This window comes from Heyndrickxia sp. FSL W8-0496 (assembly GCF_038007825.1).
In the GTDB taxonomy this organism is placed as follows: Bacteria; Bacillota; Bacilli; order Bacillales; family Bacillaceae_C; genus Heyndrickxia; species Heyndrickxia oleronia.
In genome coordinates, this window is the sequence record NZ_JBBOXX010000001.1 from 4,226,458 (window position 1) to 4,237,782 (window position 11,325).

The 11,325-nt window shown below is 32.5% G+C and carries 14 protein-coding genes and 1 pseudogene; 1 reads left to right on the forward strand and 14 read right to left on the reverse strand.

The window, feature by feature from the left end; genetic code table 11:
* Window positions 1-4: 4 nt before the first annotated feature.
* From NST63_RS21455 to NST63_RS21495, 10 genes and pseudogenes are all read right to left on the reverse strand, one after another.
* Window positions 5-457, reverse strand: a complete 453-nt coding sequence (locus NST63_RS21455; RefSeq protein ID WP_212944460.1) for a MarR family winged helix-turn-helix transcriptional regulator — start codon at window positions 455-457, stop codon at window positions 5-7.
* Between the two features lie 239 nt (window positions 458-696).
* Entirely contained in the window at window positions 697-1,185 is a 489-nt protein-coding gene (locus tag NST63_RS21460; protein ID WP_341043697.1) for a DinB family protein, read from the reverse strand.
* Window positions 1,186-1,695: 510 nt separating this feature from the next.
* The gene (locus NST63_RS27840; protein ID WP_373312646.1) at window positions 1,696-1,890 is read right to left on the reverse strand and encodes a DUF6980 family protein; all 195 of its coding nucleotides are present in this window, start codon (window positions 1,888-1,890) and stop codon (window positions 1,696-1,698) included.
* 409 nt (window positions 1,891-2,299) lie between these two features.
* Window positions 2,300-2,371 (reverse strand): annotated as a pseudogene (locus NST63_RS21465) (DUF2441 domain-containing protein); the annotation flags it as partial.
* Window positions 2,372-2,620: 249 nt separating this feature from the next.
* Window positions 2,621-3,154 carry a hypothetical protein gene (locus NST63_RS21470; RefSeq protein WP_341043698.1) on the reverse strand — a complete coding sequence of 178 codons (534 nt, stop codon included), beginning with the start codon at window positions 3,152-3,154 and terminating at the stop codon, window positions 2,621-2,623.
* 357 nt (window positions 3,155-3,511) lie between these two features.
* Entirely contained in the window at window positions 3,512-4,474 is a 963-nt protein-coding gene (locus NST63_RS21475; RefSeq protein ID WP_341043699.1) for a phosphotransferase enzyme family protein, read from the reverse strand.
* Window positions 4,475-4,557: 83 nt separating this feature from the next.
* A complete protein-coding gene (locus NST63_RS21480; RefSeq protein ID WP_212944147.1) occupies window positions 4,558-4,722 on the reverse strand; it encodes a hypothetical protein in 165 nt (54 codons plus the stop codon).
* 6 nt (window positions 4,723-4,728) lie between these two features.
* Window positions 4,729-5,166 (reverse strand): hypothetical protein, encoded by a 438-nt coding sequence (locus NST63_RS21485; RefSeq protein ID WP_341043700.1) that lies wholly within the window; start codon window positions 5,164-5,166, stop codon window positions 4,729-4,731.
* 370 nt (window positions 5,167-5,536) lie between these two features.
* Complete coding sequence (locus NST63_RS21490; protein WP_212944458.1) at window positions 5,537-6,040, reverse strand: DinB family protein; 504 nt, start codon at window positions 6,038-6,040, stop codon at window positions 5,537-5,539.
* Window positions 6,041-6,206: 166 nt separating this feature from the next.
* The gene (locus NST63_RS21495; protein WP_341043701.1) at window positions 6,207-6,875 is read right to left on the reverse strand and encodes an RNA polymerase sigma factor; all 669 of its coding nucleotides are present in this window, start codon (window positions 6,873-6,875) and stop codon (window positions 6,207-6,209) included.
* Window positions 6,876-6,963: 88 nt separating this feature from the next.
* Here NST63_RS21495 and NST63_RS21500 point away from each other — a divergent pair, with 88 nt between their 5' ends.
* Window positions 6,964-7,377, forward strand: coding sequence for a VOC family protein (locus NST63_RS21500; protein WP_341043702.1), 414 nt, complete (start codon window positions 6,964-6,966; stop codon window positions 7,375-7,377).
* A 334-nt stretch (window positions 7,378-7,711) separates the two neighbouring features.
* Here the strand turns inward: NST63_RS21500 and NST63_RS21505 are convergent, their stop codons facing one another.
* The 4 genes from NST63_RS21505 to NST63_RS21520 all read right to left on the reverse strand — a co-directional run bounded on the left by NST63_RS21505 (window position 7,712) and on the right by NST63_RS21520 (window position 11,303).
* On the reverse strand, window positions 7,712-8,470 hold the full coding sequence (locus NST63_RS21505) for a hypothetical protein (RefSeq protein ID WP_341043703.1): 759 nt from the start codon (window positions 8,468-8,470) through the stop codon (window positions 7,712-7,714).
* A 252-nt stretch (window positions 8,471-8,722) separates the two neighbouring features.
* Complete coding sequence (locus NST63_RS21510; protein WP_212944139.1) at window positions 8,723-9,145, reverse strand: hypothetical protein; 423 nt, start codon at window positions 9,143-9,145, stop codon at window positions 8,723-8,725.
* A gap of 53 nt (window positions 9,146-9,198) precedes the next feature.
* Entirely contained in the window at window positions 9,199-9,453 is a 255-nt protein-coding gene (locus tag NST63_RS21515) for a hypothetical protein (protein WP_242598190.1), read from the reverse strand.
* Between the two features lie 371 nt (window positions 9,454-9,824).
* A complete protein-coding gene (locus NST63_RS21520; protein WP_212944135.1) occupies window positions 9,825-11,303 on the reverse strand; it encodes an Lsa family ABC-F type ribosomal protection protein in 1,479 nt (492 codons plus the stop codon).
* Window positions 11,304-11,325: the final 22 nt, after the last annotated feature.

An 11,325-nucleotide genomic window follows, 5' to 3' on the forward strand; every position in this document is an offset into this window, starting at 1 on the left:
ATAATTAATAATTTCTCTTGTTTCCCTTTTTTACAAATTCCCAGTCTTTTTCTATATTTTTTCTTACTCTTTGAATAAGATTAAAAATGATTTCTATTTCACTTTCGGAAAATCCCTCTAATGCAATGTTATTCGAATAATCATTTTCTCTTTTTATAAATGGATAAACATTTTTCCCTTTCTCTGTTGGAAAGAGCTTTTTTATTTTTTTGTTCTGTTCATCTTCTTTCTTTTCAATAAATCCATTTATTTCAAGTTTTTTTATAGCACGAGAAGCTGTTGTTCGATCTACTTTGATCATCTCAGCTACCTTTTCTTGAATAATGCCTGGATTTTCACATATTCGCACAAGGTATAAATACTGGCCTTTTGTAAGATCATATTCTTTAAATTCTATATTACTAATAGAATCTAATGCTCTTGCTATCATTCCAATTTCACGAAGAACTTCCATTATCATTGACTCCTTAATCTATTTTGTTGCAAATGCAACAATAACGATATACATTCAATTTAACTCATTTTTATTGCATTTGCAACAACCAGGGAAGAAAATAGAAAAGTTTTATTGTTGGAACTTCACTTTTTGATTGGACTATCCATAGATATGAGTTTATTTAGGAGCTTAGGAAATAATAAAGACCCCAGGTTTTGGGGGTGTAAACAGCATTTATATCCAAGGTTATGATGGAATTCCTATTCTTTATCATTTACTTTCCAACTTTTTTGCAGCTTCCGAATATAAATGATTTGACCAATATGATAAGCGTTATGGGTTGCTACATTTCCAAGTATCGCCCACCATTGGGCGGGTACAGGAAAACCATTTACATTGCTTTCTATTTTTTCTTCTGTAAGTAGATCTTGCCATTGTAATAAAACCTTTAATAATTCTTCTTTTAAATCATTAAATGTTTTATTTTCTGGAATGATAAAGCTATTATTATTATTTCCTATGGAAGGTACAGCATTTAAATGAGATTTTTGATATCTAGTTTGCCAAGTTTCATTCCAATAGAGTAGGTGCTGCACTATTTCAGCGATGCTATTACTATTTTCATTAGGCTTCCATAATGCTTCTTCTTCTAACAAATTTTCAACTGAATCCGAAAATGGTAGATACCAACTAGGGTCATTAGCATTTGCTAACAACTGATCGGATAAAACATCTTTAGCATGAACCATACTTTTCCCCACTCCTTCATATATTCATCTGATTTAATAGCAATAATTCAAGAGGCCAAACAAGAAATTCCTCTTAAATATAAATATCACAAAAATAGAAGAGAAAAGCTCCTCCTCAATATGGCCCAATTGTTGAAAATAGGTTAAGTCAACTATTAAACTATACTTTCTTAAGTTATAAAAGCTACTTGTAAAGTAGTTCGTGACTTAACTATATTTCTGCTCCTTTTCCACTATCATTAGAGACATTTACCGTTTTCAAAATATGTTTATGGCTTAGATATTCAACTTAATATTCAAAAAATATATACAAAAAAGGATTATCTATTTGATGTTCTCTTTATTTCACCCTTTCACCCATTTGTTCAAGTAGATATCTTCACAAAAACATTGCCAAAAGCTTACTAAATTTCAGTAAACCACCACACCCAGAGATTGATACTCACTACTCCACAAACAGTGGTTCCTACTATCCACCAAACTCGTTAGCGAATGTGAAGTGTTTAATATTCAAAGATTCGAACCACACCAAGGACAAAAAGAAATACTAATACTTGAAGTGCCACCATCATGAATTATCAAACCATATTCCTTATTTTTTCTATCGAAAATTATTATTTTATCAGGGCATTCAAAATAATTCTCATGTATTTTACATTCAAAATTCGCATGATAAGTCATATTCTCACAACAATGTCTTTTCATAACTTCAACTCTCCTTATTTAAATTACTTTTCGTTAAATAATTTATTATTACAGCTTTTACTATTCTAATTAACCAGCAAAAATTTCTAGTATCCCCCAAAAAATTGATTCCAGAAACAACAAATAAAAAAACTATAATTATGATAAATTATTTGATTGCTAACTATAGCAATCAAACATAACTTTTTCCAAATATAGTTTTTAATATCTAAATAAGCCTTTCTGACACAAAAAAGCGTTATTTGTTCTATAATTAACGCCACTTTTAATTTAAGTACATTTTTTGACATATTGAGAAGTAAACATTCTAGAGGTGTTAGAGGTATAAAAAAGCTCATTTTTTTATGAACCCTTATAACTAAATTTACTCTATTGTGTAATCGTGAATTATTTCTACAACTTCAATTTCTCAGTTAATCAATAGTTCAGGAAGCTCGTTTTTTACATTACCTTTCCAATATTCTCTAGCTTGTTCAATTTCTCAGGAACATCATCTAATGATTTCCACAAACGAGAATCATCTTCCTCCTCAAGATTGTGTATAGGATATAATTTATTTAACTAAATTTTTGCCCAGTTAGCCTAATAACTTCAACAAATATAGCGTTAATCCTTTTTCGATTAACGCTATATTTGTTGAAGTTATATTTTTTCACAAACTACTTTTTTGGAATGGCTATGTTAAACAATATTGTTATTATATCAATTTTGTATTTACATTTTAAATTGTTCAATTGCTCGTTCTCAAAATTTCCGATAAGCCATTGTCATTCATGTATCGAAACCCCTCAATTTTCCCTTTTTCCTTTTCAGAAAAAAGAACTATTCCTTCTACGCTTGCAGTTTTTTCTTCAACTCCATTTTTCTGACAGCCAACCTTTGCAATGAAGTTATAAAGATATGAATTCTTCTCACTTTGCTCAATTGTGATATTCTTAAGACTTAACTTATAGCCATTATGGGTAGCTAAAGTTGGGTATTGTCCACCAAGAGCAGATATGAAGGAATCAAACGCAGATTCTATAAAATAAGGTCCGTATACCTCTGTGTAATACTTACCTAACTCTGTAAAGTCATCTTTATTAAACAGTTCCACAAATTGCTTATCTGGACCAGTAAACTGATGCTCAAGAACTTTTTTAATTGTTTCTTTATTTGTGTCTTCTGCATCAACCTTTGAGCAAGCAGCTATTAGAAAACCTGATATTATCAACATTAAACTTAAAAAAACAATGGGTTTTGCCTTGTTATTATTTTTTGTCATTACTACACTCCCCCTCTTACAGGTAATACGTTTGGAATGCATTTAAGATTCAGATTCATACGTTTTTCTCTTAACTAAATTGACTATAAGTTTTTAATTCAACAAAAAGGCGTTCATCCTTTTTTAAATAATCAGTTATCCTTTATATCTTTTACTACAGTCAGTGCATGTAGCTTTTTACACAACCTTAGATTGTTCATTTTAAGTAGTCATAAAAATCCATATCCATGGTTGTAGATTTAAATTAAAGATGGATTAAATACTCCCTTCTTTCCATATACAACAGCTGTATTAAAAAACGTTATTTTGAAAAATAGATTGTTCAAATATCAATAACTTTTTAAACTAACCTGCACCTTAGTGCAACAATACACCGTTTGTGCTAGTAAGAAGTGAATGATTTTGTTCAATCCTCAACCTAAAATGGTTCATTATCCTTATTTGCTCCTCAGTTAACTTTTCTTTATTCCAGTACATATGCATTAAGCTGTATTCAAATACTTCTTTTAATTTAATAAATAAGGGCAGTTTATCTAGCATTTCTGAGGATATTTCATTTTCCTCCTGGTATCCCTCGATAATTGCTTTTGTAATAGCCCTTCCATATTCAACAATGCTACCTCCACCGACATAGGAATACTCCATCGCACTATAGATTGGAACTGCTAAATCAAAAACATAAAAATGTTTCTCGCAATCTTGAAAATCAATCATTGTCAATTTTGAATCATGATTAACTAATATATTCTCTAAGCATAAATCACCATGTAATAATCCATAATTCGAATGATTTTTTGGCATTTTTTTTATTGTTAATAAAACCTCTTCCGCAATATCTCTTATAGCAGATTCTTCTTTAGGAATGTATTTGAGAAAAGCATATTCCTCATTATCATGCCAATCGTTGATATATTTAATTGGATGCATCTCTTCAAATTTTTTGGAGAAGCGATGTAATCTGCCTATGTGCCTACCTAATTCTTTTAATATATTGGCATTCCATTGGTTTCTTGGTGAGTGTATACCAGGCGCCGATTTATAAAGAACAGTTAATCTTTCATTATTGTTAAGAGCTATGCTCTCTACTACCTTGCCATTTAATGAAGATATTGTTGGTGATACACCTAATCCTTCTTTATACAGGAAGTTTGTGTAATTAACTTCTTCTAATTGTTCACCATAATTTTTATAGTTTGTGATTCTTGCGTAGCAATCACCTTGTTTAGTAGTACACCGAAACATCTCATTTGTTACTGCTTTAACCTCTATAATATCCACTGGGTATATTTCATTAAGTAATTCAAGAATTTTATGTACCATATTATCTCCCCTTCTCTATAAAGACCCTACTTTTTTAAGTTCAAGAGTTTCATATTCTACTCCGCTTTTCCCCCTTACTTGAATTACTTCAACAAAAAAAGCATTAATCCTTCTTCGATTAATGCCCTATAGCTTAAGTACATTCCTTCACAAACTTTAGAACCAATTTCATTTACTACTGGAAGGCAATCTGAAAGCACAAGTAGCGACTGCTCTTGCTGAATAATTGTACTCGCGTATTGGATCATCCCCCATTAGTGTGACCTTTCATAAAAGGTAACGAATGAATCAAAGTTTTTTGTATACTCCGCGGCAAGATTTCTCAATCGACGATTTAACTCGTTCCTAGATAAGTAGCTCCCATTTTTCAAATAAGTAATGTCTTCCTCCAACAATAATAGATCCTTTATATTGTTAACTAAATATCCTCTTTGTTCACTTGTATAATCCACTTGAACAAGAAGGCTTAGCAAAATTCCCCTAACTTGCTTTACCTCGAAAAGCATTGTGTCCAACTTCATTTTATCAATAGAGATTGAATTTTTACTAACTAACCAACCCTGTTCAAAAATAGGCAGGACATATTGAGTTCGGTCTATAGTAAGATTTGGAACTTTATTATTCAAATCATCCTTTAAATCATTTTCATAGGAACCCTTGAAATCTTTAAAATCTCCCGAAAGGTTTACCATTATGTAAAACTTTGTAGGGCTGAAAAGCGTAATTTTTTTTTCACACTGAAAGGGGAATAAGGGTAACACCAAGTCATTATAAAAATAAAAAGTATGATTAGGACGAATACTCCCCCTATTCCTCCAATAATTCTTTTACCCTTTAAGCTCATATATATCTCCTCCCCTAAGGAATAATAAACGAAACAACCTTAAAATAGTTCCAGTCCAACAGTTCCTTAATAAATAATCCAGTCCCCTTTGGCTTAATCACTTCAACAAAAAAAGCATTAATCCTTCTTCGATTAACGCCTCCAATAGTTTAAGTGCACTATATAACCCAATCTATCTATTATTTGATATTAAAGTGCCTTCCCTTTCTATTGATAGATTACATTTTTGGAGCTTCCATACCAAAAGTTGCCCATTCTTCTTTTGACGGGCCATAAATACCTGGAACGTTTAATCCCGCCTGACGCATTAGGACCGTCATTTGTCCGCGATGGTGATTTTGATGCTGAATCAAAAACAACAGTAGTGACCCATTAGGAATTTCTTGCCCAAAAAAGTTTATCCGTTCTTCTAAGTCTTTATCGCTCCATTGATTTCTTAATGACTGTATAAATGAATTGCTAGCTTGCTTGTAGCTGTCTGCTATAAACTGGGCCGAATCAGGAACTGGCCAATCCTTTGCTGGAGCCTCAAATGTTAAATTTGTATTTGAGGCAATGATGCGAATGGAACAAGCGGTGTGCCAAGCTACACGTCCTAAAGTCCAGTTCTGTGAAGTAATCTCCTGTTTAAGTGAGTCATCAGTTAAAGCATTTAGTAATTTATGGGTAACCCCGGATTCATATTCCCAAGATTTAAAAAAATGGTCTAATTTTAAGAACATCAATATCCCTCCATGTTTTTTTATATAACCACTTCGCTAAATATTTCAATTTCCCTTCCAATTATCAAAAAAACACTTGTGTATATACAATATTTATTTTGCAACTACTTCAAGATAAGAGCATCCCTTGTTAAAAGAATATCCCTGTTAGATTAAGTACATTTTTTTAGTATCTCTTTCCTGAATAAACTTGAAGAATATTCCCATCAGGGTCCGATACAAAAATTGTGTAAAGCTCCTTTTCTCTATTAGTAAATACCTTGAAGTTTTCTGTTTGGAGTAGACGATAATAGTAAAAAAGCTTTAACGGTTGTTGATTTTTAACTGCTAGTGACAATTCTTTTATTATATTAAAGTTGTTTTTCTGTTGAATTGTATCCGTTATAGCATTTTCCCTTAACGAATTTCTGGCTCGATGGAGGGCAGTTTTAATAGATTCATTACTAACTCTCAGCATTTCAGCGATTTCTTCTGAAGTATATTGAAAGACATCTTTTAAGGTTATTAGCATTGCCTGACGAAGTGGAAGAGTTCCATATAAGATTTCTAATAAGCTATCCCACTCAGTAGAATCCCAACTACTCTTATATAACTCGTCTGGAGAAGTCGGAATATCAATTTTCTTACGTTTTTCATCAATAAAAATGTTTCTTGCGATGGTGTATAGAAAAGTAATATTGATCTCCCTATTGGGTTCTCTTTGTTTTAACTTGATAAATCTAATCAGTGTTTCCTGGACTAAGTCCTCTGCTAGCCATTCGGAGGTTGTTAAAGATAAACAATATTTATATAACTTCAATGAAATCTCTTCAATATTTATAGCTTCAGTAACCATATTGCCTCCAAAGTATTTTTTTATTATGTAACTTTTATTTAATTATAATCGTTTATATAAGGAAAAAAATAAGGAGAGTGATTGTATAATGTTTAAAGTAGGCGGTATTTTTATTCCTGTTACAGACTTGGAACGATCTAAAAGATGGTATGAATTAAACCTTGGTGTAACAAAAGTCGATGAATGGCAGGAAAACGGTTTAGATCATGGTGTGGGATATGTTTTTAAAGATGACTCGACAGGTATTGCATTAATAAAGGTTGAAAGGCCTCAACCCACAGAATTTACTATTAAAGGAAAAAGCAAAAATGTCTATTATAATTTTGTTGTTGAGGATATTGAACCAGCTTACAATCTTCTGAAACAAAATGGAGTTAAAACAACAGAAATTCACGATTATGGTGTTATGAAAGGATTTGATTTCTTCGACCCTGATGGAAATTCGTTTAGTGTAGTAAGTGAAGAGATTCATTCGCCCTATCACAAGGACAACTTGAAATGATCAAAAATTAGTGGAAGTAGGTAAGAGTTGCTTCCACTTTTTTACTCCTAATCTACTTCTGTCCTATAGTCTCAAATAAGAAAAAAGAGCTTTTAATCTTCACTAAGATCTTCAACTCTTTAAAATGTATTAATTCACAAACTATATTTTAAGATTATGTTTTAATGTTGATTATGAGTACTACGAAAATAGCCAAATTAATTTTATCCACTCTTTCTTTTAATTCATATAATTATTATTGTTCGTCTAATATTAATTATATATAATTCTTACATTGACAATGGTGAAGAGTAACTATATTTGACTTTTTGTATTTGTAGAGGTTTACTAAAAATTATTTATAACTTAGCAACGATGGAAACCCTGCACGACTCCATAACCATAACGGAGTATGGACATCAATCGGTGCTAATCCACTTCCAGCAAGTGCAGTTTCCCAAGCAGTAGCAACAGTTTGGCGGTGATCTGTCCCCCCATTCAATACTTCCTCAGAACATAATCCTAATTTTACCGTCGCCTTTAAAATATGCGTATCTGGTGCAATTGTGATTAACTCACGAGATTTCCACGAAACCATTGTATACGTCTCCAAGACATATAGCCAGTAATTAAAAATCTTTAGTCCAGATAGATAAGGGAAATCTGATTTTCGTGCTCCTTGCATAATGTCCTTTAAAGGGGCGATGTCGGATTGAACGGATTCAATTAACCCTTGCACATTCCCTTTTTCCGAAGACTTCACAATCCCCTTCGCTACGCGCTGCCAGATTTCAGGATGACGATTGGGTTGTAAGCCCACCCGATGAAGAAGTAACGCATTTCTTAGTACATCGATATCGCAATTTGCTGCAGCATTAGGATTAAAAATCCACTTAGTATTTTCGTCCTGATATGCCTTTACAACTGATTCCCACAATTTATAGGAATTCCTTTGATAGTTTAAAGCCATTGATAATGTTAGAACATCCATTAACTCATGATCTGGCACTATTCCAATCAAAGCGTCTTCGGGCATCAACTCTCCACCAAGAAGCCCATCAGTATGCATTTTAATCAGTGATTTAACGTTTTTTAAAAAAGTTTCATTTAACATTATTTACCCCTTAACAATTTAACCATTCTAAAATAATTTGTAGCACGCATCTTTTGACATAGACAAAAAAGCTAAAGAATGCTTCAGCTAATACATACCGACCATAATATAAACCACCACTACTCTTTAACATTATTAACCTTTAATATTCTATATCTTCTGTAAAATATCCTTTAAAGAACTAACCAACCTTTACTTCAAAAAGAAAGGAGCATCCCCTGTTAAAGGAATGCCCAATTAGTGTGATAATATTTAAATTTCTTCCTGATATATTTCTGTTTTTAACGGCTTTTGATTCAATGGTATTTTAAACTCCTTAAGGTTTTCAATCTTATAAAAAAAATGGTCTATATCATTATAATCCATTGACCATTCTTCGATTTCTAACCTCCTCAATTCATCTGTTGGTTTAAATAAAAATTCACAGTGAAGTTGTTCCATATGCGAATATTCATCTTCTTCATAAACAGTAAACTGACGTACAAAATCAAGGTGAAATAATTCTTCCCCAGTATAATCATATACACCACATTGAAATAGGATTTCTTTAACTTCTTCTTCCTCAACTGGCTCTTTACAAAAAGCCTTAAATGTTTCCCAAACCTTTTTTATATCACCGGTATCTTCACTAATCTTATTTTTAAGGTAACTTTCAGCACTATTAACCGTAATCATTAAAACACCTCCGACATTATAATGTATTTATTCTTGTTGAACTAAACTACCCTTCAGTTAAACAATCCTTGCTCTTTCCATTGATCGAAATATATTTGATAACCCATTTCTTCAGCAGTCATGGTGTATTGCGTATCTCCCAATTTAAAAGTATGCGACCCAGACAATGCTTCATAGGTCGGTTTCCCTTTTACATCGCCGAAAAGCGTTTCGAATGTATTCACATCTACTGATTGTATTGTTCCATTGGGATAAGTTTCAAGAAGAATGAAATCAGCCTCTCCCTGATCTGTATCCCCCTTAAACATCAAACCTGCTTCATTTAAAGACAAGGCTCTTTTCTCAAACATTGTTATTATTTAAGTAAAGTTATAACTAATAACTATTGGCTGAATACCACTCCACCTTTCATTTCACTGAGAAAAGGGCTGCAAACTTCATAAGAATCGCTGAATTCTTTATTGGGTGTAAAAGCCGGTAGTTGGGCTTTTACAAAGCAACAAATGATACGAACACAGCCAATAACAAATATAATTGATTCATACTCAACCTCTATTCTTTTTGGAAAGTCCTTTACCTTATTGTACTAATCTCCCCCTTTAATTAAAAAAGAGCATCCCTTATTAAAGGAATGCCCCTAACTAGATTTACTGATAACCTTCAATTCTTCATACGAAACCTACATAGATATAGTTTTTGTTGCAACTGTTTGTTGAAATGCCAAATCATGCTCAACAATAACCATTGTAGGATTAAAGCTTTGAATAAGCTCTTCAATCTGCATACGTGAATAAATATCAATAAAATTTAACGGTTCATCCCAAATATATAAATGAGCTTTTTCACATAAACTTTTGGCTATGAGCAGCTTTTTCTTTTGCCCACCAGAATAATGAGATATATCTTTCTCAAATTGAATTCGGTCAAAATCCATCTTACGGAGGATGGATTTAAATAACGTTTCATCAATCGCATGCTCTTCAATAAAGTCCGATAACTGTCCTTTTAAGTGAGAAGTATCTTGTTGGACATAGGAAATGAGGAGGCCTGAACTTAACTTCATTGAGCCTGTATGTTGTATCGGATTTCCTAGAATTAGTTTTAGGATACTGCTTTTTCCGCTTCCATTCTTTCCATCAAGTACAATTCGGTCCCCTTGTTCAACTTTAAAGCTAATTGGCTGATTCACTATTTGGTCATCGTACTTAATAGACACTTCATCCAAAACAATTAATTCTTTTGTCTGAAATTCCATTGGTTCCAATTTTAATGACTCAGTTTTTTCGACGTTTTTTAACAGTTTTGACTTTTCCTCTATAGCTTTTTGTTGCCTTGATTCAAGGTTCTTTGCTCTCTTCATCATCTTAGCCGCTTTATGTCCTACAAAACCTTTATCCAACTTAGAACCCGAATTTGTTGTCCCATTTTTGGAAGCTTCCACTTGATTAGACCAACCTGCTGATCGCTTTGAAGCCTGTTTTAATCTCCCTATGTCTTTTTGTAGCCGCTGATTGGTTGCCTCTTCGTGTTCCTGCTGTCTATCAAAATTTAACTTCCAAGAAGAATAGTTACCACTTTGAACTTCAATATTTGCTCTATTTATCGATAAGATGTGGTCAACGCATCCATCTAAAAAGATCCTGTCATGGGAAATTAAAATGAACCCTTTTTTCTTCCTTAAATAATTAGAGACCATCTTTCGTGCATCAGTGTCAAGATGATTGGTTGGCTCATCGATTAATAGAAATTGACCCTCAGTCAAAAAAAGGGCAGCAAGCAACACCTTTGTTTGTTCTCCATTTGATAATGTTTTAAATGGGCGGTACATGACCTCTGCATCAACATTTAGATAGGATATTTCACGAAGAAATTCCCAATCCTCTGCTTGATGGCAAATCTCTTCAATGATTTCATAAGTATATTTATTTTTATCCGAAACTGGATAAGGGAAATAATTAAATTCTACCGAAGAAATGATCTTCCCACTATACTCATAATTTCCTAATAATAAATTAAAGAATGTTGTTTTACCTCGTCCATTTCTACCGATAAATCCAAGTTTCCAATCCGTATCTATTTGAAAGTTCACACCTTCAAAAATATTGTCAAAGCTACCTGGATAAGAAAAAGTTAAGTCTTGAACTTGTATCATTGACATGATAATTCCTCCTTTGTATACC